Source organism: Allobosea sp. (assembly GCF_017308075.1).
In the GTDB taxonomy this organism is placed as follows: domain Bacteria; phylum Pseudomonadota; class Alphaproteobacteria; order Rhizobiales; family Beijerinckiaceae; genus Allobosea.
Genome location: NZ_JAFKFX010000023.1, coordinates 1 through 25,041, shown reverse-complemented (window position 1 = coordinate 25,041; position 25,041 = coordinate 1). Strand labels below are relative to the sequence as shown.

At 66.9% G+C, this 25,041-nt stretch carries 28 protein-coding genes, 1 tRNA gene and 1 pseudogene; 10 read left to right on the top strand and 20 right to left on the bottom strand.

Going from position 1 to position 25,041, the window contains the following annotated elements:
* Positions 1–14: 14 nt before the first annotated feature.
* Entirely contained in the window at positions 15–641 is a 627-nt protein-coding gene (locus J0J10_RS01095; protein WP_291645250.1) for a S24 family peptidase, read from the bottom strand.
* A gap of 315 nt (positions 642–956) precedes the next feature.
* On the opposite strand from J0J10_RS01095, the gene J0J10_RS01090 reads away from it, so the two are divergent.
* Positions 957–1,313 carry a DUF952 domain-containing protein gene (locus tag J0J10_RS01090; protein ID WP_291636705.1) on the top strand — a complete coding sequence of 119 codons (357 nt, stop codon included), beginning with the start codon at positions 957–959 and terminating at the stop codon, positions 1,311–1,313.
* Positions 1,310–2,398, top strand: a complete 1,089-nt coding sequence (locus J0J10_RS01085; RefSeq protein WP_291636707.1) for a quinone-dependent dihydroorotate dehydrogenase — start codon at positions 1,310–1,312, stop codon at positions 2,396–2,398. Before J0J10_RS01090 ends, J0J10_RS01085 begins: the two co-directional genes overlap by 4 nt.
* 13 nt (positions 2,399–2,411) lie before the next feature.
* Here J0J10_RS01085 and J0J10_RS01080 read toward each other — a convergent pair whose 3' ends face one another.
* Positions 2,412–3,134: an RNA polymerase sigma factor gene (locus J0J10_RS01080; RefSeq protein WP_291644548.1), complete on the bottom strand. Its 723-nt coding sequence runs from the start codon at positions 3,132–3,134 to the stop codon at positions 2,412–2,414.
* A gap of 129 nt (positions 3,135–3,263) precedes the next feature.
* Here J0J10_RS01080 and folE point away from each other — a divergent pair, with 129 nt between their 5' ends.
* The 3 genes from folE (at position 3,264) to J0J10_RS01065 (ending at position 4,849) form a co-directional block, all read left to right on the top strand.
* Positions 3,264–3,908, top strand: a complete 645-nt coding sequence (gene folE, locus J0J10_RS01075; protein WP_291644546.1) for a GTP cyclohydrolase I FolE — start codon at positions 3,264–3,266, stop codon at positions 3,906–3,908.
* An 87-nt stretch (positions 3,909–3,995) separates the two neighbouring features.
* Complete coding sequence (locus J0J10_RS01070; RefSeq protein ID WP_291644544.1) at positions 3,996–4,514, top strand: DUF4142 domain-containing protein; 519 nt, start codon at positions 3,996–3,998, stop codon at positions 4,512–4,514.
* Positions 4,514–4,849 (top strand): cupredoxin domain-containing protein, encoded by a 336-nt coding sequence (locus J0J10_RS01065; protein WP_291636715.1) that lies wholly within the window; start codon positions 4,514–4,516, stop codon positions 4,847–4,849. The genes J0J10_RS01070 and J0J10_RS01065 overlap by 1 nt, the downstream gene beginning before the upstream one ends.
* A 46-nt stretch (positions 4,850–4,895) precedes the next feature.
* Here J0J10_RS01065 and J0J10_RS01060 read toward each other — a convergent pair whose 3' ends face one another.
* The 4 genes from J0J10_RS01060 to J0J10_RS01045 all read right to left on the bottom strand — a co-directional run bounded on the left by J0J10_RS01060 (position 4,896) and on the right by J0J10_RS01045 (position 8,941).
* Positions 4,896–5,204, bottom strand: coding sequence for a DUF6460 domain-containing protein (locus J0J10_RS01060; RefSeq protein WP_291636717.1), 309 nt, complete (start codon positions 5,202–5,204; stop codon positions 4,896–4,898).
* A gap of 80 nt (positions 5,205–5,284) precedes the next feature.
* A complete protein-coding gene (locus J0J10_RS01055) occupies positions 5,285–5,962 on the bottom strand; it encodes a response regulator (protein ID WP_291636719.1) in 678 nt (225 codons plus the stop codon).
* A 292-nt stretch (positions 5,963–6,254) separates the two neighbouring features.
* A complete protein-coding gene (locus J0J10_RS01050) occupies positions 6,255–7,886 on the bottom strand; it encodes a cisplatin damage response ATP-dependent DNA ligase (protein ID WP_291644542.1) in 1,632 nt (543 codons plus the stop codon).
* Positions 7,883–8,941, bottom strand: coding sequence for a ligase-associated DNA damage response exonuclease (locus J0J10_RS01045; protein WP_291644540.1), 1,059 nt, complete (start codon positions 8,939–8,941; stop codon positions 7,883–7,885). Before J0J10_RS01045 ends, J0J10_RS01050 begins: the two co-directional genes overlap by 4 nt.
* A 57-nt stretch (positions 8,942–8,998) precedes the next feature.
* On the opposite strand from J0J10_RS01045, the gene J0J10_RS01040 reads away from it, so the two are divergent.
* The 5 genes from J0J10_RS01040 to J0J10_RS01020 all read left to right on the top strand — a co-directional run bounded on the left by J0J10_RS01040 (position 8,999) and on the right by J0J10_RS01020 (position 13,922).
* Positions 8,999–9,934 (top strand): methyltransferase domain-containing protein, encoded by a 936-nt coding sequence (locus J0J10_RS01040; protein WP_291644538.1) that lies wholly within the window; start codon positions 8,999–9,001, stop codon positions 9,932–9,934.
* Between the two features lie 105 nt (positions 9,935–10,039).
* A complete protein-coding gene (locus J0J10_RS01035) occupies positions 10,040–12,529 on the top strand; it encodes a ligase-associated DNA damage response DEXH box helicase (protein WP_291644536.1) in 2,490 nt (829 codons plus the stop codon).
* Between the two features lie 17 nt (positions 12,530–12,546).
* The gene (gene pdeM, locus J0J10_RS01030; RefSeq protein ID WP_291645248.1) at positions 12,547–13,236 is read left to right on the top strand and encodes a ligase-associated DNA damage response endonuclease PdeM; all 690 of its coding nucleotides are present in this window, start codon (positions 12,547–12,549) and stop codon (positions 13,234–13,236) included.
* Between the two features lie 340 nt (positions 13,237–13,576).
* A tRNA-Thr gene (locus J0J10_RS01025) sits at positions 13,577–13,651 on the top strand.
* 97 nt (positions 13,652–13,748) lie between these two features.
* The gene (locus J0J10_RS01020; protein ID WP_291644534.1) at positions 13,749–13,922 is read left to right on the top strand and encodes a hypothetical protein; all 174 of its coding nucleotides are present in this window, start codon (positions 13,749–13,751) and stop codon (positions 13,920–13,922) included.
* Here the strand turns inward: J0J10_RS01020 and J0J10_RS01015 are convergent.
* The 14 genes and pseudogenes from J0J10_RS01015 to J0J10_RS00950 form a co-directional block, all read right to left on the bottom strand.
* Positions 13,919–14,563: a D-alanyl-D-alanine carboxypeptidase family protein gene (locus tag J0J10_RS01015; RefSeq protein ID WP_291644531.1), complete on the bottom strand. Its 645-nt coding sequence runs from the start codon at positions 14,561–14,563 to the stop codon at positions 13,919–13,921. The genes J0J10_RS01020 and J0J10_RS01015 overlap by 4 nt on opposite strands.
* Positions 14,553–17,624, bottom strand: a complete 3,072-nt coding sequence (locus J0J10_RS01010) for a hypothetical protein (protein ID WP_291644529.1) — start codon at positions 17,622–17,624, stop codon at positions 14,553–14,555. The genes J0J10_RS01015 and J0J10_RS01010 overlap by 11 nt, the downstream gene beginning before the upstream one ends.
* Entirely contained in the window at positions 17,625–19,091 is a 1,467-nt protein-coding gene (locus J0J10_RS01005) for a hypothetical protein (protein ID WP_291644527.1), read from the bottom strand.
* A 7-nt stretch (positions 19,092–19,098) separates the two neighbouring features.
* Positions 19,099–19,851 (bottom strand): hypothetical protein, encoded by a 753-nt coding sequence (locus tag J0J10_RS01000; RefSeq protein ID WP_291644525.1) that lies wholly within the window; start codon positions 19,849–19,851, stop codon positions 19,099–19,101.
* 10 nt (positions 19,852–19,861) lie between these two features.
* Positions 19,862–20,791: a hypothetical protein gene (locus J0J10_RS00995; RefSeq protein ID WP_291644523.1), complete on the bottom strand. Its 930-nt coding sequence runs from the start codon at positions 20,789–20,791 to the stop codon at positions 19,862–19,864.
* Positions 20,792–21,238, bottom strand: coding sequence for a GNAT family N-acetyltransferase (locus J0J10_RS00990; RefSeq protein WP_291644521.1), 447 nt, complete (start codon positions 21,236–21,238; stop codon positions 20,792–20,794).
* Complete coding sequence (locus J0J10_RS00985) at positions 21,216–21,413, bottom strand: hypothetical protein (RefSeq protein ID WP_291644519.1); 198 nt, start codon at positions 21,411–21,413, stop codon at positions 21,216–21,218. Before J0J10_RS00985 ends, J0J10_RS00990 begins: the two co-directional genes overlap by 23 nt.
* Positions 21,394–21,882, bottom strand: coding sequence for a hypothetical protein (locus J0J10_RS00980; protein ID WP_291644517.1), 489 nt, complete (start codon positions 21,880–21,882; stop codon positions 21,394–21,396). The genes J0J10_RS00985 and J0J10_RS00980 overlap by 20 nt, the downstream gene beginning before the upstream one ends.
* Positions 21,872–23,284, bottom strand: coding sequence for a hypothetical protein (locus tag J0J10_RS00975; protein WP_291644515.1), 1,413 nt, complete (start codon positions 23,282–23,284; stop codon positions 21,872–21,874). Before J0J10_RS00975 ends, J0J10_RS00980 begins: the two co-directional genes overlap by 11 nt.
* A gap of 16 nt (positions 23,285–23,300) precedes the next feature.
* Positions 23,301–23,462 (bottom strand): hypothetical protein, encoded by a 162-nt coding sequence (locus J0J10_RS00970; protein ID WP_291644513.1) that lies wholly within the window; start codon positions 23,460–23,462, stop codon positions 23,301–23,303.
* Positions 23,459–23,692 carry a hypothetical protein gene (locus tag J0J10_RS00965; protein WP_291644511.1) on the bottom strand — a complete coding sequence of 78 codons (234 nt, stop codon included), beginning with the start codon at positions 23,690–23,692 and terminating at the stop codon, positions 23,459–23,461. Before J0J10_RS00965 ends, J0J10_RS00970 begins: the two co-directional genes overlap by 4 nt.
* Before the next feature lie 40 nt (positions 23,693–23,732).
* On the bottom strand, positions 23,733–23,984 hold the full coding sequence (locus J0J10_RS00960; protein ID WP_291644509.1) for a hypothetical protein: 252 nt from the start codon (positions 23,982–23,984) through the stop codon (positions 23,733–23,735).
* 281 nt (positions 23,985–24,265) lie between these two features.
* Positions 24,266–24,421, bottom strand: coding sequence for a hypothetical protein (locus J0J10_RS00955; protein WP_291644507.1), 156 nt, complete (start codon positions 24,419–24,421; stop codon positions 24,266–24,268).
* A gap of 2 nt (positions 24,422–24,423) precedes the next feature.
* A pseudogene (locus J0J10_RS00950) lies at positions 24,424–25,041 on the bottom strand (BNR-4 repeat-containing protein); the annotation flags it as partial.

Here is a 25,041-nt window from a genome sequence, read left to right as displayed (position 1 = left end):
GGCCGAGCCCCGGCCTATTGGCTCGCCCAGATAACCCGCGCCATGAAGGCGATCTCGGAGAGCGCCAGCACCCGGTCGGGATGGTCGGGGTTCAGCGAGGCCAGCTCGACCGTCTTTGCCGTCTGCCGCCTGAGCTGCTTGGCCAGGACCTCGCCATCGACGGTCTTGACCACCACCCGGTCGCCGCGCCGGACCGCCGCGGCCGGGGAGACGATGATGGTATCGCCGTCGCGATAGAGCGGCAGCATCGAATCCCCGGCGATCTCCAGCGCATAGGCCTTCTCGTCGGCGATACCGGGAAAGGCGACCTCGTCCCATCCGGTTCCCGCCGGGAAGCCGCCATCGTCGAAGAAACCGCCGGATCCGGCCTGGGCGAAGCCGATCAACGGGATGGTGTGGGTGGGTGCCGCGCCGCGCCGGACCGCGTTCATGAACTGATCGAAGCTCGCTCCGGTCGCAGCGAGAATCTTGGCGATCGATTCGGTCGAAGGCCAGCGCTCGCGCCCGTCGGAACCGACGCGCTTGGAGCGGTTGAAGGTCGTCGCGTCGAGGCCGGCCTTGCGGGCGAGCCCCGATGGCGTCAGGCCATAGCGCTGGGCGAGCTGATCGATCGCGCTCCAGATCTGGTCATGGGACAGCATGGCCAATGTCACTTTCCTGGCGGCATCGACGGGCCGGCGCCGCATCCGACGAGGTCGCGACGGCCGGGTCGGTGAAACTGCCTTGTCATGGTCGGCATGGGAATACCATAGGAAATATCCCCTATCGCATAAGACTGCAATCTGATTTTTGCCGTTTTCATCGCCGCCTCGCACCGCCGTCCGTCGCGAAACGGCCAAAGCCCGATATGGACGGAGCATCGGGATTTCCAGCCGGCCGCAGTCACCTGCGATGTTTTTGCGGACGCTCCCGGTTTGGGCTTTTACCGGGTGAGCACAGGGGATATGCCCTCGGGCATGCTGCTCTCCCCCCCTTCGCTGATCTACAAGATCTGCCCCGAGGCACTCTGGCGCGAGGCTGAACGCGCCGGTGTCTTCGCCGGCGCCCCCATCGACCTCGCTGATGGCTATATCCATTTCTCGACCGGCGCTCAGGCCCGCGAAACCGCCGCCAGGCATTTCGCCGGGCAGGCAGGGCTATTGCTGATCGCCGTCGACCCGACCAGGCTCGGCGACAGGCTGCGCTATGAGCCCTCGCGCGGTGGGGCGCTGTTCCCGCATCTCTATGCCATGCTCGACCCGAAGCAGGCGCGCTGGATCGCGCCATTGCCGCTCGGTGCAGCGGGCCATCTCTTTCCGGAGGATATCAGGTGATCGGCACGCTGTTCGGCCTCGCACGGCCGCTGATCCACAAACTCGATGCCGAGACGGCGCACAAGCTCGCCGTGGCGGCTCTGGCCAAGGCGCCGGCGCTGCGCCCGGCCGCCGACGATCCGGCACTCGCGGTCGATGCCTTCGGCCTGCGCTTCCCGAACCCGGTCGGACTCGCGGCCGGCTTCGACAAGCATGCCGAGGCGATCGACGGCACGCTCGGCCTCGGCTTCGGCTTCGTCGAGGTCGGTGGCGTGACGCCGCTGCCCCAGCCGGGCAATGCCCGCCCACGCGTCTTCCGCCTGCCGGAGGACGAGGCCGTGATCAACCGCTACGGCCTCAACAGCGAAGGCATGGAGGCGGTGGCGGCGCGGCTGGCCGCGCGCCGGCGCCGTGGCGGCATCGTCGGGGTCAATCTCGGCGCCAACAAGGATTCGGCCGACCGCAGCGCCGATTATGCGGTGCTGACGCGCCGGCTGGCGCCGCTGGCGGATTTCCTGACCGTCAACATCTCCTCGCCGAACACGCCCGGCCTGCGCGACCTGCAGGCCGAAAGCGCGCTCGACGACCTGATCGCACGCGTGCTCGCGGCGCGCGATGAAGTCCGTGCGCAAGGGCGGGCGACGCCGATCCTGCTCAAGATCGCGCCCGATCTCAGCCTACCCGAGCTCGACAGCATGGTATCCGTCGCACTGAAGCGTCGCATCGACGGCATGATCGTCTCCAACACCACGGTGGCGCGCCCCGACAGCCTGCGCAACGCGGCGAAGGCCGAGACCGGCGGGCTTTCGGGCAAGCCGCTCTATGCGCCCTCGACCAGGCTCCTCGCCGAAACCTTCCTGCGCGTCGAGGGGCGCTTCCCGCTGGTCGGCGTCGGCGGCATCGATTCCGCCCGGACCGCCTTCGCCAAGGTCCGGGCCGGGGCGAGCCTAGTGCAGTTCTATTCGGCGATGGTGTTCAAGGGGCCGGGCCTGGTCTGCGAGATCAAGCAGGGCCTCGCCACGGAGGCGCGCAAGGCCGGACTGCCGCGCCTCAGCGCGCTGGTCGGGCGCGACGCTGCCGAGATCGCACGCGGCGAGACGCTCTGAAAGGCGGCCGGGCTCAGCCCGGCCCGGGCTCCCAGCCCTGAAGCGGCGCCAGCCTGTCGAGGACGGCGGCGGTGATCCTCTCGCAGCACCGGCCGAGAAAAGGAAAGGTCTCGTGCATGGTCGAGGCCAGGGTTTCGTTCAAGGCGAGGCGCAATAGGCGGCGTGCGCGATGGAGTCGCGTCTTGACCGTCTCGGGGCGAATTCCGGTCAGCTCGGCCGTCTCCTCGACCGAGCATTCCTGCACCTCGCGCAAAATGAAGACGAGCCGGAACGGCTCGGGCAGAGCGTCGATCGCCCGTTCGATCAGCAGGCGGATCTGAGCCCGGGCCATGGCGGCTTCCGGATCGTCCATCGCTTGTCCTCCGGGAAAGGCGACGACGGCGGCCCCCGCCGCCTGCGCTGTTTCGACCTGATCGAGTTCGACCGTGGCACGCCGGCGGCGGCGCAGCCTGCCGCGCGCCTCGTTGATGACGATCCGCGTCAGCCAGGTCAGCAGGCTGGACGCGCCGCGGAAGCCATCGAGCGCCGCGAAGGCCCGGACATAGCTTTCCTGGAGGATATCCTCGGCCTCGGCCTCGTCGGCGACGATGCTGCGCGCAACCCGGAACAGGCCCTGATTGTGCCGCTGCATGATGACTCGGAAGGCGCCGCGCTCGCGCCGACGAGCGCGAGCGACGAGTTCCGCCTCGCTCATCGCCTCGCAGGCGAGCGGCCTGCTCCTCGGAACTTCCAGCATGAGCCGTTCTCCTGCAAACGGCGATTGGATGCGCGCGGCGCACAAAGGTTCCCGGGGGGCTCCGGGCCGGGAACTTCTTTCGCCCCGGCGCATCGAACGGGGATCGACAAGCATTCGGAGGAGCCAAGCGTGACCGTTCGATCCCTTCTATCACCTGTTCCGGCTTCGGAGGAGGCGTGCTCCTGCTCGCGGCCGCCGGGATTTTCGCCGCAGCGCGCGACCCGCGCCGAAGCAGAAGCCGCGATACGCACTCTGATCTCCTGGGCCGGAGACGATCCGGCGCGCGAAGGCCTGCTCGAAACGCCCGCCCGCGTGGTGCGGGCATATGAGGAATGGTTCGCCGGCTATGCGCAGGATCCCGGGGCGATCCTACGACGGACATTCGGCGAGACCGGCGGTTATGACGAGCTGGTCCTGCTGCGCGACATCCCGCTTGAATCGGTCTGCGAGCATCATATGGCGGCGATCAGCGGGGTCGCGCATATCGCCTATCTGCCGCGCGAGCGCGTCGTCGGCATCTCCAAGCTCGCGCGGCTGGTCGATGCGCTGGCGCATCGTCTGCAGATCCAGGAGCGACTGACGGCCGAGATCGCCGACGCGATCGAGGCCGAACTCGAGCCGCGAGGCGTCGCCGTCGTGCTGCAGGCGAGCCATGCCTGCATGTCCTCGCGCGGCGTGCGCAAGCATGGCAGCGCGCTCGTCACCCGCGCCTTCCGCGGCCTCTACACCGCCCCCGGGGCACGGCGCGAGGTGTTGGAGGCGCTCGACCACTGAGCGCCGCCTGCGGGAACCTTGGTTGCGCTGCGCCATCGAATGGCTTGCCGGGGCGATCGATGCCCCGGCAAGCCACGGAGCCACACCATGTCCAGACTGCTCGTTCTTGCCGCCGCCCTCGCGATCACGACCGGCGCGGCCTTCGCCCATGATTCGCAGCTCAGCGATCCCCAGATCGCCCATATCGCCTATACGGCCGGGCAGATCGATGTCGACGCCGCCAAACTCGCGCTGGCGAAGACGAAAAATGCCGAAGTCCGGGATTTCGCCGAGCTGATGGCCCGCGACCATGCCGCGGTCAACGAGAAGGCCCTGTCCCTCGTCAAGCGTCTCAATGTGAAGCCGGAGGCGAATGGGACCAGCGCGGGCCTGACCAAGCAGGCGGCGCAGGCCGAAAAGCGTCTCAGGAAGCTTTCGGGGGCGGCTTTCGATCGCGCCTATGTCGCCAACGAAATCGCCTATCACCGTACGGTCAACCAGGCCCTCAGCACGGCGCTGATCCCGGGCGCGCATAATGGCGAGCTCAAGGCGCTGCTCGAAAGCGGATTGGCGCTGTTCACGGCGCATCAGACGCATGCCGAGCATCTCGCGCAGACGGTGAAGTGATGGCGCCCCTTCCTTCCCGGCGCAGCGCATTGCTGACGATCGGCGGTACCATCATCGCACTGGTACGGCCGGCGCGGGCCGAGCCACGCAGCCACGCGGTTCTGATCGACAAGATGAAATTCGGGCCGATGCCGAGCGAGGTCCGAGTCGGCGACAGCATCTCCTGGATCAATCGCGACCCCGTCCGGCACACGGCGACGGCGCGCGACAAGTCCTTCGATGTCGATCTTCCGGCCAGTACCGAAGGCCGCTGCACGGTCACCAGGGCCGGCGCCGTCGATATCATCTGTCGCTTCCACCCCGGCATGACGGCAAAGCTCGCCGTGCTGCCGTGACCTGCGACGATCGACCGGAGGTCGCAGAACCTCCGGTCACCCCCGCCTAGCGCCGCGAGGCGAAGAGCCGGCTGATCAACCAGAGCGGTATGACGATCAGCGCGCCGGCCACCGCCCAGCCGCCGACCTCGCGCACCGCGCCGAAGCCGAGATTGCCGAGCGAGCGCACGAAGCGCAACGCACTCTCATAGAGCCCGGTCGGCGACAGGCCAAGAAAGGCCATCGCCGCGCCGACCAGGAGCGAGATGAAGAGCAGGCGCACCAGGACGCTGAGAACGGAGCCGCCGAGAAAGCGCTCGATGCCGCCATTGGCCATGCCGAAATCCTCTTGAAAAGTGAGGCCGAGACCAGCCATTCACCGCTTGAACCAAGCCTGAACGGCGCCTCTCCTGCCTTTGCAGGTAGCGACAGCGTGCGTCCCCCGCAAGCGCGGCGTCAGCTCGTCGCGGAAGCGCCGGCGGCGGCCCAGCCGGCGCCGGCGATCTTCGCGGCCGCGATCACCGCCTGGGTGCGGCTGTCGACATCGAGCTTGGTCAGGATCGCCGAGACATGCGCCTTGACCGTCGCCTCGGAAACCCCGAGCTCATAGGCGATCTGCTTGTTGAGCAGCCCCTCGGACAGCATCATCAGGACGCGCACCTGCTGCGGCGTCAGAGTCGCCAGGCGCCGGACCATGTCGGCGGTCTCGTGATCGACCGGCGCGGAGAGATCGACGCCCGGCGGGGTCCAGACCCCGCCATCGAGCACGGCGCGGATCGCCTCGCCCATCTGTGCGACCTCGGCGGTCTTCGGCAGGAAACCCAGCGCCCCGAACTCGATGCAGCGGCGGATCACCGCCGGATCGTCATTGGCCGAGACGACGATGACCGGAATCTCGGGATGGGCCGCGCGCAGGAAGAGCAGGCCGGAGAAGCCCTGCACGCCGGGCATGGTCAGGTCGAGCAGGATCAGGTCGAGATCGGCGGCCTCGGCCAATGCCTGGCCCAACGCCTCGAGCGAGCCGACCTCGCTGACCTCGGCCCCCGCCAATGCATGCGAAACCGCCTGGCGCAACGCGCCGCGAAACAGCGGGTGGTCGTCCGCGATCACGATCCGTGTCGGATGCCCGCTCATCATGCCCTCCACGCGCCGAAGCCCGGCGAGATGCCGGCGCGATTCCCCCAGAACGTTCAAGGCCCGCAACTCCAAGCTGTCAATGGCCAATGGTCAGCAAGGATGGCCGGAGCCCGAAACTCGACGGATTCGTCGCCTTCCAGGCCCGATCTGGCGCCGCCCGGGAACGCCGGAGAAGCTCCGGACGACTTATAGCATCGGACCGAAAAGTGGATTTCGCTTTTCGGAAAACTCCGATGCGATAGCACTGAGATAGATCACCGTGACTGCGTCCGAACGGACGCGCGGCGATCTAGCCCGGCAGCAGCGCCTCCAGCGTCTCGATCCGGTCGGCCTCGCCCGGCGGCTTGTCCCAGCGGATGCGGCTGATCCGGGGAAAGCGCATGGCGAGACCGGATTTGTGCCGCGTCGAGCGCTGCAACCCCTCGAAGGCCACTTCGAAGACGAGGCCGCTCACAGCCGTGTGCGTGACCTCGCGCACCGGACCGAAACGATTCTCCGTGTTCTTGCGGACATAGCGGTCGATCTCGATCAGCTCCTCGTCGGTGAAGCCGAAATAGGCCTTTCCCACAGGAACGAGCTCGTCCGCGCCTGTCTCGCCGACCCGCCAGACGCCGAAAGTATAGTCGGAATAGAAGGAGGAGCGCTTGCCGTGGCCGCGCTGGGCATACATCAGCACGCAGTCGACGAGCCGCGCATCGCGCTTCCACTTGTACCAGTAGCCCTTCGGCCTGCCCGGCAGATAGGGCGAATCAAGCCGCTTGAGCATGCAGCCCTCGACGGCCTCCGCATCGCCTCCAGCTCCGGCGGAAGCAGGATCGGCGCGGGCCACCGTCAGCTCTTCCCAGCTGGCGAACGGAATGCGCGGCGAAAGATCGAAGCGCGTACTCCCCAGCCTGCCGAGGAAAGCTTCGAGCCGGACGCGCCGCTCCACATAGCTCAGCTCACGCAGATCCTCGTCGCCCTCGGCGAGAAGGTCATAGACGCGGATATGGGCCGGGAACCCGGCGAGCATCTTCGCGGTGACCTGCTTGCGGTTGAGCCGCTGCTGCAGGGTGTTGAAACTCTGGACGGTGCCATCGCGCATCACCAGCAATTCGCCGTCGAGCGCGCCGTCCTGCGTCAGCGCCTCGGTGAGATCCGGGAACGCTGCGCCGATCTCCTCGCCGGTGCGGGAATAGAGACGAACGGTGCGGCCGCCATCGGGTCTCGTGCCGGCAACGGCCTGGACGCGGATGCCGTCCCATTTCCATTCGGCCGCGAATTCGGCCGCGTCGAACTTGTCGAAATCGCCGTCCTCGATGGCATGCGAGAGCATGACCGGGCGGAATGGCGCGGGGTCACTCGCTTCCGGGCGTGGGCCCCTGCCCTCCAGCCAGGCGAAGAGCGCGGTATAGGGCGGCTCCAGCCCATGCCAGACCTGCTCGACCTCGTCGGCGGGAATGCCGCCGAGGCTCGCGGCGGCGGTCTTGGCAAGGCGGGCCGAGACGCCGATGCGCAGGGCGCCGGTGATCAGCTTGAGCAGGGCCCAGCGCCCGGTCTCGTCGAGCGCATCGAGCCAGGAGGCGATCAGGCGCGGCATCTCGGTCTTGCCGGACTTTTGCAGTCCGGCGACGACATCGGGCAGATGCGGCACGTCGTTGGCGCCATGCCGAGCCGGCCACATCAGCGCGACCGTCTCGGAGAGATCGCCGACATAGTCGTAGGAGAGCGCGAAAAGGACAGGATCGGTGCGCTCGGCGATCAGCGCGCGGATCAGGCCGGGCTTGGCGTTCTGGAAGACCAGCCCGCCGGTCATCGCCGCCAGCGCATAGCCGCGATCGGGATCGGGCGTGGTGCGCAGATAGTCCGCGATCAGCGCGAGCTTGCCGTTGCGGCGCGGCTCATAGGCGAGGCGGTCGAGCAGCCAGGCGAAGCGGTTCATGCGGACGCCTCCGCCGGCTTTCCCTCCGGCTCGGCCTCGCCCTCGTCGCCATAGCCGACGAGATGCAGCGGCATGCCCTTGAGCCCGACAGTGCCGCACCAATGCGCCAGCGCCTCGGCCTCGCCATGGGTGATCCAGATCTCGCCGGCCTGCACCTCCCGGATCGTCGCCTGGAGATCGTCCCAATCGGCATGGTCGGAGATGATCAACGGCAATTCGACGCCTTTCTGGCGGGCGCGGGCCCTGATCCGCATCCAGCCCGAGGCGAAGGCGGTGACGGGATCGGGGAAGCGGCGCGACCAGAGGTCCTGGATGGCACTCGGCGGGCAGATGACGATCTCCCCGGCAAATGCCTTGCGTCCCTCGGCCTTGCGGTCGCCGGGCTCGATCTTTCTGACATCGCCGAGCGGGATGCCCTCGGCCTGGTAGAGCTCGGTGATCTTCTCGACCGCGCCATGGATGAAGAGCGGCCGCTCGTAGCCGGCCTCGCGGATCAGCGCCATCAATCGCTGCGCCTTCCCCAGCGAATAGGCGCCGACGATGTGCGTGCGCTCGGGAAAGAGCCGGACGGAATCGAGCAGCTTGGCGGTCTCGGCGCTCGCCGGCGGGTGGCGGAACACCGGCAGGCCGAAGGTCGCCTCGGTGATGAAGACGTCGCAGATGACCGGCTCGAAGGGCGCGCAGGTCGGGTCGCGCTCGCGCTTATAATCACCGGAGACGACGATGCGCAGACCTTTGTGCTCGACCACGATCTGCGCCGAACCGAGGACATGGCCGGCCGGGACGAAGCGGAAATCGACCTCCCCGATGCGAGTGGTTTCGCCGGGCGCCGCCACCTGCCGCGAGCCGGTGAACGCCTCGCCATAGCGCAGCGCCATGATCGCCAACGTCTCTGATGTCGCCAGGACCGCGCCATGGCCGGCGCGCGCATGATCGGAATGGCCATGGGTGATCAGTGCCCGCGCCACCGGACGAACGGGGTCGATATGGATATCGGCCAGCGGGCAGTAGAGCCCGGCCGGTGTCGGAATCAGCAGATCGGAAGGCTTCATCATCTGGCCTGTGTCATGCACCTCCGTTAAACCCGCAGCATGATCGAAAAGGGCAGCAGCGTGTACTCCGCCAGTTCCGGCGACGATCGTCTCGACCGCCGCTATGCCTGGGCCGAGAAGGCCTTGAAGGCCGGCGATCCGCAGGCGGCGCTTGACATCCTCGATCAAACGCTCGCCGAGAACTACGGTTTCACCGCTGCCTGGCATCTCTATGGCCTGGCCCAGGAGGCGCTCGGGCACAATGAGGAGGCCGCGACCGCCTGGCGGCAATATCTCGACCTCGATCCGAGCGACCGTCTCGGCGCCAGGCTCGACCTCGCCCGCATCGGCGCGCTCGCCGCCGAGCAGGCGACCTCGGAGTGTTTTTCAGGCGCGCTGTTCGACGGTTATGCCGAGCGCTTCGACAGCCACCTCGTCGGCAAGTTGCAATATCAGGGCCCGGCATTGCTGAAGCAGGCGCTGGTGCGCCATTGCGCACAGGCCAGCGGGCCCTTCCAGTTCGGAAGCGCCCTCGATCTCGGCTGCGGCACCGGCCTGATGGGCGAAGCCATCCGCGCCGAGACAGGGTTCCTCGCCGGCTGCGACCTCTCACCCCGAATGATCGCCAAAGCGCAAGCCAAGAGGCGCGCCGATGGCAGCCCGCTCTACGACAAGCTCGCCACTGCGGACCTGACCGCCTTCCTGGCGAGCCGGCCCGACGCATCGGCCGATCTCATCGTCTCCACCGACGTCTTCATCTATCTCGGAGACCTTGCTCCGAGTTTCCATCAGAGCGCGCGCGTGCTCAAAACGGGCGGCCTCCTTGCCTTCACGGTGCAGAGTCATCAGGGCGCCGGCATCATTGTCGGCCGGGATCGTCGTTTCGCCCATGCCGAAGGCTGGATCAGGGAAGCGCTCAGCCAGGCCCGGCTGAGACCCATGCTGGTCGAGCCACAGAGCGTCCGCATGGACCGCGGCGAACCTGTGCCGGGGCTGATCGTCGTCGCGGAGCGCTGAGGCCGACGTCCTCACGAGATTGTCGGGCCGTCACTGCGCATCGCCCCAGAATGAGGCGAGCCTACCGTTCCCTTTTCGTTCGAAAAGGCCTATCTCTGTCGGCGCATGGACGCGGTCGCCTCCCCCCTTCCCCCTGCCTTCTCGGCTTGGTTCGCCAGCCGCGGCTGGAACGTGCGGCCACATCAGCTCGCGCTGCTGGAAGAGGCTCGGGCCGGGCGCTCGACCTTGCTGGTCGCACCGACCGGCGCCGGCAAGACGCTCGCCGGCTTCCTGCCCTCGCTGGTCGAGCTGACCGAGCGCGGCGGCGTGCGCGATGGGCTGCACACGCTCTATGTCTCGCCGCTGAAGGCGCTCGCCGTCGACATCGCCCGCAATCTCGGGGCGCCGATCCGCGAGATGGGGCTCTCGGTCAAGGTCGAGACCCGCACCGGCGACACCTCGCCGGCCAAGCGCGCCCGCCAGATCGAACGCCCGCCCGACATCCTGCTGACGACGCCCGAGCAACTCGCGCTCCTGGTCTCGCATCGCGATGCGAAACCGTTCTTCGCATCCTTACGCCGGGTCGTGCTCGACGAGCTGCACGCGCTGGTGACCTCCAAGCGCGGCGACCTGCTCTCGCTCGACCTCGCCCGCCTGCGCGGCCTCGCGCCGAAGATGAGCGCGGTCGGCCTCTCGGCGACGGTGCGCGAGCCCGCCGATCTCCAGGCCTATCTCGGCGGCTCGGGCACGCCGTCCGGCCTCGTCACCGTCCAGGGCGGCGCGAAGGCGCAGATCGGCATCATGGCGACCAGCCGCCGGCTACCGCTCGCCGGCCACATCACCGCCCATGCCGTCGACGACATCTATGCCGCGATCCGCGCGCACAGGCTGACTTTGGTCTTCGTCAACACCCGCATGCAGGCCGAATTCATGTTCCAGGCGCTGTGGCGCGTGAACGAGGAGACGCTGCCGATCGCACTGCATCACGGCTCGCTCGATGTCGGCCAGCGCCGCAAGGTCGAGGCGGCGATGGCGGCCGGGAAGCTGAAAGCAGTCGTCTGTACGGCGACGCTCGATCTCGGCATCGACTGGGGCGATGTCGACCTCGTCATCAATGTCGGCGCGCCCAAGGGCGCGAGCCGGCTGATGCAGCGCATCGGCCGCTCCAACCACCGCATGGACGAGCCCTCGCAGGCGCTCCTCGTACCGTCGAACCGCTTCGAACTGCTCGAATGCCGCGCCGCGCTCGATGCGGTGGCGGAGGCGGCGCAGGACACGCCGGAGCCGCGCATCGGCGCGCTCGACGTGCTCGCCCAGCATGTGCTCGGGGTCGCCTGCTCCGACGGCTTCGAGCCGGACGCGCTCTATCGGGAGGTCCTGACGGCCTCGCCCTATGCCGATCTCAACCGCGCCGATTTCGACGCCGTCGTCGATTTCGTCGCGACCGGCGGCTATGCGCTGAAGAGCTATGAGCGCTTCGCCAAGCTACGCCGTGGCAAGGACGGGCTCTACCGGGCGAGCAACGCCCAGACCATCCAGCAATACCGGATGAATGTCGGCACCATCGTCGAATCGACCATGCTCAAGGTCCGGCTCGGGCGCTCGCGCCCGGCGCGCCCCGGCGGCCAGCAGATGCTCAGCCGCGGCGGACGCGTTCTCGGCGAACTCGAGGAGTATTTCGCCGAGACGATGACGCCCGGCGACACCTTCATCTTCGCCGGCGAGGTGCTGCGCTTCGAAGGGATCGTCGAGAACGAGGTGGTCTGCTCGCGCACCGCCGCCGGCACCGATCCGAAAATCCCCTCCTATGCCGGCGGCAAGTTCCCGCTCTCGACCTTTCTCGCCGCGCGCGTGCGCACCATCCTGGCGACGCCGAAGGAATGGGCGAAGCTGCCGGACGAGGTCTCGTCCTGGCTGCATGCGCAGCGCCTGAAATCGCGCCTGCCGAAGCCGGGCGAATTGCTGGTCGAGAGCTTTCCGCGCACCGGGCGCTTCTTCCTCGTCGCCTATCCCTTCGAGGGCCGTCTCGCCCACCAGACGCTCGGCATGCTGCTGACGCGGCGGCTGGAACGGGCGCGACTGAAGCCGCTCGGCTTCGTCTGCAACGACTATGGCATCGCCGTCTGGACGCTCGGCGATATGGCGGCGGCGATCGCGCGTGGAGCGCTCTCGCTGGACGAGCTCTTTTCGCAGGACATGCTCGGCGACGATCTCGAGGAATGGCTGGCGGAATCGGCGCTGATGAAGCGCACCTTCCGCTCCTGCGCCGTGATCGGCGGCCTGATCGAGCGGCGTTTCCCCGGCCAGGAGAAGAGCGGGCGGCAGGTCACGATCTCGACCGACCTGGTCTATGATGTGCTGCGCCGGCACCAGCCCGACCATGTCCTGCTGCGCGCCGCGCGTGCCGACGCCGCGACCGGCTTGCTCGATATCGGCCGTCTCGGTCAGATGCTGACACGGATCAGCGGGCGAATCGTGCATCAGCCGCTCGATCACGTCTCGCCGCTCTCGGTCTCGGTCATGCTCGAGATCGGGCGCGAGGCGGTCAGTGGCGAGGCGGCCGACGAGATCCTGGCCGAGGCGGAAGCAAGCATGCTCGAAGAGGCGATGGCGTGAACCTGGCGACGAGAGAGATGACGGGCGCCGCGGCCGAGGCCTCCATGCTCGGCCGGCTCGCGCTCGTCCCCGATCTCTCCGGCGCGCTCTACCTGCCGGATGAGCGCACCCTCGTCGTCGCCGACCTGCATCTGGAGAAGGGCTCGGCCTATGCCGCCCGCGGCGTCCTGCTGCCGCCCTATGATTCGGCCGCGACGCTCGCTTTGCTGGGTGCGGCGATTGCGCGCTACCAGCCGGCGCGCGTGATCGCGCTCGGCGACAGCTTCCATGATCGCGGCGCCGAAGCGCGGATCGACGACAGCTGCCTTGCGAGCCTGCGCGCCCTCCAGGCCGGCCGCGACTGGCTCTGGATCAGCGGCAATCACGATCCTCAGATCTCGGCCGCGATGGGCGGCACGGTGCTGGACGAACTCGAAATCTCCGGCGTCGCGCTCCGGCACGAGCCGAGCCACGCGGCAATGCTTCCGGAAATCGCCGGGCATCTGCATCCCGCCGCCAAGGTCCGGATGCGCGGCCGGGCGCTGCGCCGGCGGTGCTTCGTGCTCTCCGCAACGCGCTGCGTGATGCCGGCGATGGGCGCCTATGCCGGCGGCCTCAATGTCCGCGACGCGGCCTTCCGGCCGCTGTTCGGCCTCGGGCTTTGCGCCCATATCCTCGGCGATGGCCGCCTCTTCCGCATCGACCAGCGCCTGCTGCTGCCCGATTGAAGGCGCGCGGCGGCGCGGCACGCTGCGATCTGCGGACAGAGAACCCCTCCTCACCGGCAAGATTCCACAGCCCCTCAAATTCAGACACAGGGATATGCGCGGAACAGGTTGCGTCGGGGCGGGGCTTGTGGCATCAGGACGCCGCTTCGGAACGACGCGGCGCCGGCAAGCCCTTCAAGGGCCGGGCGCAGACGGCACGATCCTGCTGCGGTAGCTCAGTGGTAGAGCACTCCATTGGTAAGGAGCGGCTCCGCTGGGCGACGAGATTGAGAATAAAGGGTTTTTCCAGAACCCGCTTGCGCCGGGGTAACTTCCGGGGTAGCTATCTGGAGAACGAAGGGCTGCGGTAGCTCAGTGGTAGAGCACTCCATTGGTAATGGAGAGGTCGAGAGTTCAATCCTCTCTCGCAGCACCATCAAATCATTGAGGAATTTCCTCTGGCGCCGACCTAAATTTTGTCCGTATGGTGGCCTATGGAGCACTATTTGGAGCACTCTTGGAGGGGCGGTTCAATGCAGACTGATACTTCGGGCAAGCGCGCCTCGGTTCTATTAATCGCGCTGATGTCAGCAGGTTACGTTTTGCAGGGCCTGGCGCTGGCGGCGCCAGCCATTCTGCTGGCGATCTATTTTCGAGACGATCTGGCGACTTTCATCGCCTTCCTGCTGCGGACGCTCGGCCTCTAGCCGAACGGAGACGGCCCGCCGAACAGGGCAGCGCGGCGTTGTGTCTCGGCGGCCTGCTCTTCCTCGCGCCGCTTCTGTTGCTCCAGATCGATGGCTTGCGCGGCGAACATGCCGGCGAGCGGCGAGACCGGCCCCGGCATAGCGGCCGGCGCGGCGTCCATCTGGAAGCCCGGCGTGACCGGCTGCGGGGCGCCGGCCTGCGCCATCATCGGGACGGCCGATCCTGGCTGCACGCCCTGACCGCCGCGGGCACCGATCGGCTCGATGTGCCAGTTCTCGTTCGAGAGCGGGAAATGCAGACCGTACTTGCTCGCGTTCTGGCGCACCCAAGCGAGGGCCGACGGGTCGAGGTACTTCAGGTCGACGGCCTGGCCGTGGTTGTGGTTCGAGCGGCCGGGCGGTGCGACCCATTTGCGCGCGACGGCCTCGGAGCCGTACTTCGCCAGCGCGCCCTGCCAGAGCTCGGCCTGGCGTTGCGGCGAGCGATATCCCGACGAGATGCGCAGGACGTTCTGGATTTCGGGCGGTGCGCCCTGGAAGAGGCCCGCGAGCGAGCCGGTTAACTCTTGCGTCAGGCCGGAGAAGCTATCGGGGCGCGTGGCGCCCCCGACGGCGTAGCGGCGCAGAATTTCACTGGCCATAGGTCGCGTCCCGCGTCTTCGGCTTCTCGCCGCGTGGCGGCGCGTCGCGCATGATCGTCGCCTTGACCTCGTCGTCCTCGCCGCCCGACGTGAGCAGATCGACGAGCGTCGAAGCCTCGTTGCCCATCCAGCCCTTCGCGCCCTGCCGCAGCGCTGCGCGGTTGGCCGGGTTATTCTCGCGCAGCAGCGCGGCGGCCCAATCGGGGTCGGTCAGCGCGCGGTCGATGGCCATGTTGACGGCCTTCATCTGCGCGCTCTTGGTCGCCTTGCGCGCCATGATGCCGGCGATGTTGAGCGCCGCGAAGGCCGGGGAGACCACGCCGCGCTCGACGGCGAAGATGCGCGACGCCAGCGTCTCGCCGGACGGCAGATGGCCGGACTGGAGACCCTGCGGCGTGCCAGACGAGTTCGGCGCCTTGGCCGCGTTGCGCACGTCGACGCCCTGGATCGCGTCGGCGATCTCGCGGATGCGCTTCAGGTGTTCCGGGTTGTCGCGGTACAGGCGCTCGGCCACGGCTGCGTTCGCCGGGTCGTCGAGGAACTGCTTCAGCTTGCCCGGCATCCACGGCTGGGTGCCGTCGAGCGTGGCCGTCGTCTCGCCCGAGCGGCGCGACTGGCCCTCCATGCGGCTCCAGAACGACGTGCGGATGCCCTCGACCGCCTTCGGGTCGTTCCTGGCGAAGTTCATGATTTCGTCGGCGGCCTTGGCGGGATCCTTGGCGCGCAGGATCTCCGTCATGGCGCTGTCGGACTTCGCGTCACTGTACTGGAGATACCGGCCGACGTTGTTAGAGCCAGGCTTCTCCGGCGTGCCGTAGCCGCGCTCGAACTCGCCCTGCGCCGCTCGCGCCGCGCCGGCCTTCTCCGTGGTGTCGGCCACTGCGCCGAGCCGGGTGCGCAGCTCGGGGAACTCGTTGAGCACGATCGAGCGCTCCGACAGGAACTGCCGCATCGCGTCGGGGCGATCCATGATGCCCATGCGCTGTGCTTCAGACGCGACCTCGTCGGCGATGGCGCTGCGCATCCGCGTGTCCTTGCCGGCCTCCCGCAGCGCGTCGCGGAAGTCCGTCAGGTTGCCCTGATCGGTCGGCGTGAAGTTGCGCGTGACGCCGCTGTCGTCGAGCTGATAGCCGCCGCCCTCGCGGCGCTGGAGCACGCGCTGGAGCGCCGTGCCCGGCCGCTCGAAACGATCGGCGAAGTCGCGGCGCGCGGCGTTCGCGTCCTCATACTGCTTGCGCAGCTCCGGCGGCATGGCGTCGTCGAGGAACTTGTTGACCTCGCCTTGGAACTGGCCGGCGACACGGCCGCGCTGCGCCTCTCCGGCGGCCTGCGCCATGCGCTGGTCCTGCGACAGGCCGGAGCGGATCGACGTGATCTCCTTCAGCGGCACTTCGCTCGACGCCGGGGCGCCCTCGCGCATGATCGGCGCGCCGTCGGGGCCGAGGATCGGGCTCGGCGTCGGCGGGACGGCCGGCTCGACGAGCTGCTGCGGCACGCGGGCTTCGCTCGGCAGGAAGCGCTGCCGATCGTTGACCGGCAGGTTCTCCGTTACAGCGCCGAAGCGTTGCGCCAGCGGCGCCACGTCGACCGGAACGGTCGCTTCGTTGATCGGGCGGTACGCCTCGTCGACTTTGCTCTTGGCGGCGTCGGCGGCGTCCTGAAGTGCCGAGCGCGCCACGGAACCGCGGGTCGTGGCGTCGGCCATTCCCGGCTGCGCGGCGCGGGCGGCGGCAGCGGCGTTGTCGCTGGCCTTCTGCGCCTGCATGATGATGTCGGTGAGCTGCCGGTTGCGCTCGGCCTCCAGCGTCTCGCGCATCGCGCCGGGCTGGCCCTGCGGCTTGACGTCCAGCAGCGCCGTGTCGACGGCCTTGGTGTTGGCGTTGCGCAGGTTCGTGAACAGGCCGGCGTTGTCGCCGCTCTGCCGGCTGTACTCGAGCGCGGCGAGGCCGGCGTTCTTGGTGCGATCGGCCAGGCTCTCCTGGAAGCCCGGCACGACGTCCGAAACGCGGCGGCCGGCGTCGATCCCGTCCGCGAGCGGAGCGGTGTCAATGACGCCGCGGACGTCGGCCTGCAAACCGGCCGAGCGCGCGATCTCGTCGACCGAGACGTCGCGAACGACGCCGTCGATGAATTTCGGCTTTCCCATCACGGCGCTCGCGGCCGTGCCGACGGGGCCAGCGATCGAGCGCGTCAGGCCGGTCGCGCCGGCCCCGCCGAGCGCGCCGAACAGATCGGCCCAGCCGGGCTCGTACTGGCCCGTGTCCTTGTTGACCGTGCCAACGAAAGCGTTGGTGGCCGCGGCGCCGGCACCTGCGCCGGTTGCGATCGGCAGCTCGCGCTGGAGCAGCGCCTTCGCGCCTCCGACCGCTGCGGGCTCGGCGAACATGCGCGACAGCACCGTCGGGGCTTCGCGCAGCGCTTCGATGCCGACCTTGGCCTTGTTGATGCCATAGCCCACGGGCACGGCCATCGCGCCGACTTCCTGCGCGACGCGGTTTGAGATGCGACCGGACGGCGTCTGCGCCTTCGGCGTCAGCATTTCGATAAGCCCGCGGACGGCGTTCGGGATCTGGACGACCGGGTTGATCGCGTCGACGCGCTTCTGCGCTTCGTCGGCCGCTTGCTGCCGGCGCGCCTGCTCTTCGGGGCCGAGCGGCTGCATGCCGAAGATGCTTCGCACCAGGTTCTCGCCCGCATCGAGGCCGGCGCCGACGATGGGCTTGAAGCCGTAGTCGGCGCCTTCCTTCGCGAGCTGCGGCACGGTCAACGGCAGCATCGCCACTTCGGCGGCGCCCTTTGCCGCGCCGAACGGCACCTGGATCGTTGCGTCCACGACGGGGTTCTGGCGAACGGCCTGCATGGCGCTGCCAGCCCGGTCCATGATGCCGGGAGCCGCTGGGGCGGGCGGTTGCGTGATCTGCGGGGCCGGCGTCGGTAGCGCGGACTGCTGCGCGCCGGGCGCGCCGCCCTGCGCCGACAGGATCTGCGCGACCTCGGCGTCGGTTGCGTCGGCCGGAACCGAGATGCGTCGACCTTCAAATTCGACGATGCGCTCGGCCATTTACTGCGCCTTGACCAGGTTGCCGTTTGCGTCGCGAACCCATCGCTCTGTCGGAGCCGCTGCACCGTTCGGGTTCGATGTGTCGGTGCGCGCCTGACCAGGATTGCGAAGCGCGCCGATGCCGGAGAGCTCCTGCTTCAGCACGTTGCGGAACGCGCCGATCTGCGCCTTCGCGCTCTGCTGGTTGGCCAGCAGGCCGCCGCCCTGAAGCCGCTCGAAGGCACGCTCGTAAGCCTGGCGGCTGACCTCGCCGCTCGGGTTCTCCGTGCGGGCCAGCGCATAGGCGAGAGCGCCCTTGTAGAAGTCGGCCTCGGGGATCTTGGGGTCGAACAAGCCGGGCGCGACCTGCTGGAGGCCGCCGCGCAGTTCGGACGCAAACTCCTGCACGCCCTGCTGGTCCTTGCCGAAGGCATTCGTCAGATCGGCGATGGTTTGCGCCGCGTTCTGCGCCGTGCCGCGGACAAGACCGACAATACCGTTCACGCCGGGGTTCTCGTCGATCAGCTTCTCGTAGCTGTCGAGCAGGTTGAGCGTCCGCGTGACCTCGGCGCCGCGCTTGTTGGCCTCCGAATTGTTGGCCGTGGTCGCACCGACCTGGTCGAGCGAGCCCTGCGGCGTGGCCATGTTCGTGATCTTGGCTTCCGGCGGCACGGGCGCGCCGCTCTGGTCGACCCACTGCATGCCGTCCGGCGAGCGTGTGACGGGCACCTGCCGGCCATCGGGCAGGAACGCCGTGCCGGTATCGCGCTTCGCCGTGGCGCTCGACGGCGCCGCAACAGCCGGAAGTCCTTCACGCATGGCCCGGCCGGGATCCACATAGACGGGCGTCTTGCCGTCAGGCCCAACCGTGAAGGCCGGCGTCTGCTTGCCGCGAATGATGTCGACCAGCGTGGTGTCGGGCAGCGCGCCCTCCGTGCGCATGCGTTCGGCCTGCTGCGCCTGCCACTCGTCCATCGTCTGCGGCCGGTTGATGCCGGAAACCGTCGAGCCGTCGGGACCAACGGCGATCTGGTTCTGGTTAAGTTTGACAATGCCGCGCTGCGCGGGGCTTCCCGGCAGCCCGTACATGCTTGCCACGGAACCGGGCATCTCCGGCAGGTATTGGTCTGCCGAAATCGCGCCGTAGCGCGTCGTTGCCATCGCCCGCGCGTTGTCGCGGATGTTGTTCTCGCGCGCAGTGGAGGCGCTGACGTCCTGGCCGCGTCGCGTGGTTGCGTCGCTCTTCATGAAGCCCTCCGGCGTGTTGCCGTAGGTCTGGACGCCGGTCAGCGCCGAGCGCGCCGCCGCAGTCGGATCGGCCGAGTTCTCGAAGAGCCACTGGAGCTGCTGGCGCTTGGCAGAATTGAGCCCGGCCGCAGCAAAGCCCGCTGCGTCACTGCCGCTCGGCGGCCCGAACATGCTGGCGATATTGTTGAACGCCTGAGCAAGGGCCGGATCGCGCTGGTACGGGTTATTGCGGGACGCCATTCGTCACCTACCGGAACAAGGAGAAGAGGCCGCCGGTCGACTGCGCGCCGGGGTTCATGAAAGGGCCGAAGCCAGTGTAGCCGCCGGAGCCGAAGGCGAAGGGCGACGCCGTGTTGGATACGAAATTGGCGCCGGTTGTCGCCCCACCCCCGAGGCCGGGCAGCGATGCGCCGCTAAGGCCGGCGCTCACGCCGATCTTGCCGAGGCCGCCCAGCACGTCGCCGAAGGTCTTCATGCCGCCGCCCTTGCCGTTGGCCGCCTCGAGCTCATACGGCAGCACCGCGGACGAGCCCTTCTTGAACCCGCCGATCTGGCCGATCGTGATCGCGTCGCGCGCCGTGCCGCGGCCGTACTCGCCGAGCAGGTCGCCGAACGAACGGAGCTGGCCGAGCGAGGCGCCCTGCCTGTCCGTGAACGCCCTGGCGTCAGACGACGCCTTCTCGGTGGCGATGTTCGTCACATTGCTAGACGAGGCCGGCATGGCGACAGGGCCGGCGTCGGTCACGGGTGCCGCGGTCTGGCCCTTGAAGTAGTCAGCCAGCTTCGCCGCGCGTTCGTCCTGTTTTCCGCCGAAATCCTCGTACTGATTCTGCGCGTGCGCGTTCGTGGCGTCGGCCTCGCGGTCGAAGCCCTTCTGCCGGATGCGCTCGGCCGCCATCGCGTCGTCGCGCGCCTTCTGGACGCTGGACTGCGCAGCCGAGTTCGCCGCGGCCGAGGCTCCGGTGAGGACGACGCCTGCAATGGTGAGCGGATCGCACAAGTCAGCCTCCCTACTTGCCCACGACCACGGATTTGGTGTTGCCGAACAGGCCGGTGTTGTAGCGCCCGATCTGCGGCCCGCCGGGGTTGTACTGCTGCGACATGGAGTTCGCGCGCTCGAATGCCGCCTGCTGCCCGAGGCCGGACGTGAAGTCGGCGAAGAGCTGCGTGAGCGGGCTGAAAGCCTGCGGCTGCGACAGGGCCTGCGAGCGCGCCATGGCCGAGTTGGCCGCGCCTTCCGCGTCGCCCGTCGCGTTCAACATGGTGATGAGGTCGGAGCGGGCCTTCTCGACATTGTTGCGCGCGTCGGTCGAATAGGAGAGCGCCTGGTCGGCGATCTGTTGCTTGTTCAGATCGTACTTCTTCTGGAGCTCGGCCGACTTCTCGGCGCGAACGGAGCTGTCCAGCAGGCCGGAGCGCGCCAGCGAGAAGGTGAGCTGCTTCTGCGCGTCGCCGTACTGATCCTCGAGCTGCGGGGTCGCGTAGTCGAGGAACGACTGCTTCTGCTTGTCGAAGTAGTCATCGTTGAAGCCGGACGTTTGCTTCACGCCCGAATACAACCCGCCGCCGAGCGACTGCCGAAATTGGTCAGCGGCCGATAGGGTGCTCTCTTCGGGGCGGTCCAATGCACCGCTGCTGTGCGCGGGGTTGCCAGCCTGCGCGCCGCCCTGCGCGGCACCGCCGGATCCGAACATGCCGGTAAGCGTCGTGGCACTGCCGGTCGACGCGCTCGTCGGCTTTGGGCTCCAAGTCGAGCCGTCCGACAGGTAATAGGTCTTGGTCGGATCGTAGACTGCGTCGGCGCCGAGCTGGCCGTCGCCGATCGTGCGGCCGCTGAAGATCTCGTTGATCTTGGACGTGCCCTGACGAATGCGGTTTTGGCGTTCCTGCTCGTCGGCCCGCGCTTGCGCCGCCTCGTTGTTGCCGCCCTTCTTGCCCATCTACATCATCCGCCGCATGAAGAAGCCGACACGCTCAAATCCGAAGTGCGAGAGGAACCTGGCCGTCCGCTCGGATTTGTAGTCGTTGTCGTTCCCACCTGTGATCTCTATCGCTCCGAGCCGTTCGCTCCATGCGATGAGATGCTTTGTCAGGACTACGGCGGCGCGACTGCCTTGATGCGCGCGATCCACGTATAGCACTTCCTGCGTCGTGTACAAACCCTCGGCTTGCCGGTACTGGCTGATCGTCGCGACCAGCATCCCAATGACTTTCCGCTTATCCTCACACACGAAGATCGTCGGATTGGCCGTGTTCAGATATTGCTGGCATGTCTCGACGACGCGATCCGGGGCAAATGTCAGGTAGGGCGTCGACAGCTCGCAGTTCTGGCGCGCGAGCTCGACGATCGCCGGGATGTCCTCTTCAAGAGCCAGGCGAACGAACATCGCGCCTCGCTTTGGCTTTCTCCTGCGCTTCGGCAACCAGCTTCTTGGCGTCTTCGTCGCTCAGTGGCTTCCCGGTAGTGGCTTCGTAAAGCCACTGCGCCAGCTTGAAGCCGTTGTAGGTCCCATCGCCGTTTGCTGTTGCAGCGAACACGTCCTTATCGGTGATCTTGGACATCGCGCACCTTGGCGAACTGGATGAACGCTTCGCCGTCCCGGCCGTAGTCGAGCATCGGCCCTGTCTCTGCCGTCAGCCCGAGCACGCCGAGCCACTTATGGGCCTCGCTATGCGTCGCCAGCGAAACGGCCTCGAAGCGATGCACGCCCTCCTGTTCGAGCTTGGGGAACAGGTTCTGGCGGATGAAGCGCGTGATGCCGAGGCCGATATGGGGGAACTCGTCTGTCGCGAAAAACAACAGCGTGACGACGTTCGGCCGTGCCATGATGAAGCCGCCAATGCAGGCCGGCGTCTCGCCCCGGTACGCGACCAGGACGTCGTGCCTGTCGCCGTAGCGGGCGGCCAGATCCTCGGCGAGCTCGGCGCGGCTGCGAGAGAACGAGACGGCCGAGAACTCTTCGTAGTCGGCGCTGCGCATCTTCACGGCGACTTGCCAGACGTCCCTGGCCGTCGCGGGTTCAATCTTCATCATCGGACATGTCGTGATGGATGACGACCGAGCCGAGAACCGCCGGCCCGCCATCGGCGGCGCGGCCCTTGGCCTTGAAGCGCAGGCCGATATGCGTCGCTTCGCCAACGATGGGGATGCGGTCTTCGCCGTAGGTCGTGTTGACGATCGTCGCGGCCTTGTCGGACGCGCCGTTTTGCGGGTCGAAGCTGGCGCGGATTTCCCATGTGCCGCGGCAGGCCGCGTCGACGCCATCGAACCGCTTCTTCTGCGTCGGTTCGTTCGCGTCGAGGAACGGCAACCAGGCTTCAGCCTCGACGCTGTCGTCGTATTCGAGGGTGTCGCCGATGCCGCCATATGCGTAGATGTCGTCGCCAGATCGCAGGTAGATGCGACCATCGAACTCGACCATGTCGTCGATGTTGAAGCCCGGCGAGTACGTCGTCCATGCGCTGACCTTGGACCCCGTGAAGAAGCTGAAGACGTAGATTTCATCCTTCAGCGCGACCCACAGACGGCCGTCGTCCGGCTCGATCACGCTGATCGCGTTGGAGCGTTCGGCCTCCGTCAGCGTCTTCAGCTTGGCGATGATGAGGTCGTCGATCGGGTTGCCGGTGTCGGACGACACGGCGATGTTGATCGTCTGCCGGGCGCGCAGCGAGCGGATGCCGGAGCGGTCGAGATAGTAGACGTCGTTGTCGCCGAACTGGATGACCGACCGTGACGCCAGCGTGCCCGTGTTGTTGAGCACCTGGACCTGCCGGTTGTTGGCGGGGTCGGGGTCGACGAACTCGATCTGGATCGTCCGGCCTGCGAAGACGGCGATGTACTGCTGGTAGGCCGCAAGCGAGGTCAGCTGTTCCGAGCCGCGGGCCTGCGTGGACATGTCGATAAAGCCAGCGCCCGTGCCGGTATCGAAATCCGTGGCGTTGGCGATCGCCGAGAACAACAGGTTGGCGCCGGACGCCACATAGACCTTCTGTTTCACAGTCAACGCGAAGACGCCGGGCGTCGTGCCCGCCTTAAGCGCCGTCACTTGCGCGCCGTTGAAGAAATTGAAGACGTCGCCGTCGGCGTAACGCGCGGCTACGAACAGCTTCCCCTCGAACAGCGTGGCCGAGAGAACCTTCGTCAGGTCGGCGCTGTCTGGCGCTGCGATCTGCTGGTAGGCCACGCCGGAAGGCATGCCGGCCGGTGCCGCCGAGGGTCCGAACACGTAGAGACTGTCCGCGGTGGCGGCCAGGCCCTTCGTCGCGCCGGCCGGGAGCATGTAGACCTTCTTGAACGCGGCGCGCTGCTCGAACTCGCCGCCGCGGTTGATGTGCCCATCACGAGCGAGGATCAGCACACCGCCGGCCGTCGTTTCCTCGAGCCGGCGGGCGTCCAGACCGCCCGTAAATTCCTTGACCCAGATCTTGCCCATGTCGGCCGACATTAGCCTACAAAACAGACGCAGCCAACGGGTAACTAGAGGCGCAGATCGTCATCGGCGTGACCTGGTTGGCCGGCTTCGGCTTGGATGCTGGAGCGGGAGCCTGGGTCTCCGGCTTATTGCTGAAAAACAATTCCAGGAAGCGCTGGAGTGCCTTGAACGGGTTCATCCGGCATGCTCCCCGGTGAACTCGACTTCCGGCGCAGCCGGGCCCGAGACGCTTTCCTGCTTCACGGTGCGTCCGATCAGAATCAGAACCAGGAGCAGGACCACAGTCCAACTGGGTAGGCTCTGGTTCAATCCGAACTCGAAGATGAGCTGCGCCGCAGTTCCAATATAGACAAGCCAGGCGACATAGCCCTTGATTAGGGCTTCCTTCGCATTATCAATGAATCTCATGAAACACCTAAAAATATTATCAAAAATAAATGTAGAGTTATTAGTCGACACGCACTTTCACGATTGAGTCAGTCCGGTAGAGCTCACCAATATCGATGCCGCCGATGGCAGCTGCTGTGTCGTCCGCAAAATTATTAAGATCCTCAAAAAGCTCTTTGATCTTAAGCATCGAAACAGGGCTGACATCGCTCTTCTCACGGATGCGCCGACTCGATTTCGAGGCGTCCATATCGCGGAAAGCCTGAAGCGGAACATAGCCCGCCATCTTCGGATCATCAGGATCGTAAAGCATGTTCGGCCTCAAATGAATTTAGAATATTGTTTTAAAATATTATCTAGATAATCAGGTCAACCGCTGACGGACAACTCCATCGTTCTGGTAGAAGGCGTGTAGTTCAACGCCAACTAGGGCTGCCGCAGCATCATCGACCGCGGCTGGAAGCGGATGCCTTGGCGGAATCACGTCCTGGAAATGGGACTCATCCCGGATACGACGAGACGCCACGCCAGGACAATCTGCGGCCCAATCTGGATGGAGGGGGGTGTACCCCTCCATTTTAGTATCAGTAATCATCACCCGACCTCCATCGCGTTATTGCGGATCGCGCGCAGTAGGCCTTGCGAGCCGCCCTTGCTGACTTTTCCGTCTGCGTCAGAGGTGACGGAGAACGTGTCCCCATAACCAAAGTCGATCGAGTCGGTGCGCGAGGCGCAGCGCCGTTTCGTCATGATCAAGCCCCCGCGATCGGCATGCTGTCGATCACCGTCCCGTACTCTTCCCAGCCGATGTAACCGCCCGGGAGACGATCGCGGCAGAAGAACGCCCTGCTGCTGCCCTCGGGGATGAACGGCCGAAAATGCTTGGCCGAGCCGAAGGTGAGCTGCGTCAGGGTCCAGTTGTCGCCACCATCAGCCGTCACCGCCTTGAAGAGGTGGTGAACACCCTGATCATTGGTGACGACGGCGCCGGCGCTATTAACCTCACGCGAACAGATGACGACGTTGGGATCGGCCGGATTGCTCACCGCACCGCCCGAATATGAATACTCGTATGGCACGGAGTCGAGCGGATAGAGCGAGCCGCCTCCAGCCGCGATCAGCTTGACCACCCAGGCCGAGCCGTTCCAGCGACCCTGACGGTAGAAATGATCGGTATGTGCGGGGTCCGGCTTGGAGAAGGTCGCGAAGGTCGCGACCGGGTGGCCGGAGACCGGGTCGAGCGTGACGTCCCAGACCCAGCTCTCGCTGTTCTGCGCCACGGCGTCCCAGACCGTCGTCAGATCGGTGAGCTGATTGAACGGCAGATCGTCGAGATCGCCGATCAGCGTGCCGTCCGTCTTGTGGAAGGT

What these genes read in the sequence shown, in the direction of transcription:
- pdeM (WP_291645248.1), top strand. Translation starts at nt 12,547, where the DNA reads ATGACGGGCGCCGCGGCCGAGGCCTCCATGCTCGGCCGGCTCGCGCTC.
- J0J10_RS01035 (WP_291644536.1), top strand. Translation starts at nt 10,040, where the DNA reads ATGGACGCGGTCGCCTCCCCCCTTCCCCCTGCCTTCTCGGCTTGGTTC.
- J0J10_RS01095 (WP_291645250.1), bottom strand. Translation starts at nt 641, where the DNA reads ATGCTGTCCCATGACCAGATCTGGAGCGCGATCGATCAGCTCGCCCAG.
- J0J10_RS01090 (WP_291636705.1), top strand. Translation starts at nt 957, where the DNA reads ATGCTGCTCTCCCCCCCTTCGCTGATCTACAAGATCTGCCCCGAGGCA.
- J0J10_RS01060 (WP_291636717.1), bottom strand. Translation starts at nt 5,204, where the DNA reads ATGGCTGGTCTCGGCCTCACTTTTCAAGAGGATTTCGGCATGGCCAAT.
- J0J10_RS00970 (WP_291644513.1), bottom strand. Translation starts at nt 23,462, where the DNA reads ATGAACCCGTTCAAGGCACTCCAGCGCTTCCTGGAATTGTTTTTCAGC.
- J0J10_RS00975 (WP_291644515.1), bottom strand. Translation starts at nt 23,284, where the DNA reads ATGGGCAAGATCTGGGTCAAGGAATTTACGGGCGGTCTGGACGCCCGC.
- J0J10_RS00990 (WP_291644521.1), bottom strand. Translation starts at nt 21,238, where the DNA reads ATGTTCGTTCGCCTGGCTCTTGAAGAGGACATCCCGGCGATCGTCGAG.
- J0J10_RS00995 (WP_291644523.1), bottom strand. Translation starts at nt 20,791, where the DNA reads ATGGGCAAGAAGGGCGGCAACAACGAGGCGGCGCAAGCGCGGGCCGAC.
- J0J10_RS00965 (WP_291644511.1), bottom strand. Translation starts at nt 23,692, where the DNA reads ATGAGATTCATTGATAATGCGAAGGAAGCCCTAATCAAGGGCTATGTC.
- J0J10_RS00960 (WP_291644509.1), bottom strand. Translation starts at nt 23,984, where the DNA reads ATGCTTTACGATCCTGATGATCCGAAGATGGCGGGCTATGTTCCGCTT.
- J0J10_RS01070 (WP_291644544.1), top strand. Translation starts at nt 3,996, where the DNA reads ATGTCCAGACTGCTCGTTCTTGCCGCCGCCCTCGCGATCACGACCGGC.
- J0J10_RS01045 (WP_291644540.1), bottom strand. Translation starts at nt 8,941, where the DNA reads ATGATGAAGCCTTCCGATCTGCTGATTCCGACACCGGCCGGGCTCTAC.
- J0J10_RS00985 (WP_291644519.1), bottom strand. Translation starts at nt 21,413, where the DNA reads ATGTCCAAGATCACCGATAAGGACGTGTTCGCTGCAACAGCAAACGGC.
- J0J10_RS01065 (WP_291636715.1), top strand. Translation starts at nt 4,514, where the DNA reads ATGGCGCCCCTTCCTTCCCGGCGCAGCGCATTGCTGACGATCGGCGGT.
- J0J10_RS01005 (WP_291644527.1), bottom strand. Translation starts at nt 19,091, where the DNA reads ATGGCGTCCCGCAATAACCCGTACCAGCGCGATCCGGCCCTTGCTCAG.
- J0J10_RS01010 (WP_291644529.1), bottom strand. Translation starts at nt 17,624, where the DNA reads ATGGCCGAGCGCATCGTCGAATTTGAAGGTCGACGCATCTCGGTTCCG.
- J0J10_RS01050 (WP_291644542.1), bottom strand. Translation starts at nt 7,886, where the DNA reads ATGAACCGCTTCGCCTGGCTGCTCGACCGCCTCGCCTATGAGCCGCGC.
- J0J10_RS01080 (WP_291644548.1), bottom strand. Translation starts at nt 3,134, where the DNA reads ATGCTGGAAGTTCCGAGGAGCAGGCCGCTCGCCTGCGAGGCGATGAGC.
- J0J10_RS01055 (WP_291636719.1), bottom strand. Translation starts at nt 5,962, where the DNA reads ATGAGCGGGCATCCGACACGGATCGTGATCGCGGACGACCACCCGCTG.
- J0J10_RS00980 (WP_291644517.1), bottom strand. Translation starts at nt 21,882, where the DNA reads ATGAAGATTGAACCCGCGACGGCCAGGGACGTCTGGCAAGTCGCCGTG.
- J0J10_RS01020 (WP_291644534.1), top strand. Translation starts at nt 13,749, where the DNA reads ATGCAGACTGATACTTCGGGCAAGCGCGCCTCGGTTCTATTAATCGCG.
- J0J10_RS01015 (WP_291644531.1), bottom strand. Translation starts at nt 14,563, where the DNA reads ATGGCCAGTGAAATTCTGCGCCGCTACGCCGTCGGGGGCGCCACGCGC.
- J0J10_RS00955 (WP_291644507.1), bottom strand. Translation starts at nt 24,421, where the DNA reads ATGACGAAACGGCGCTGCGCCTCGCGCACCGACTCGATCGACTTTGGT.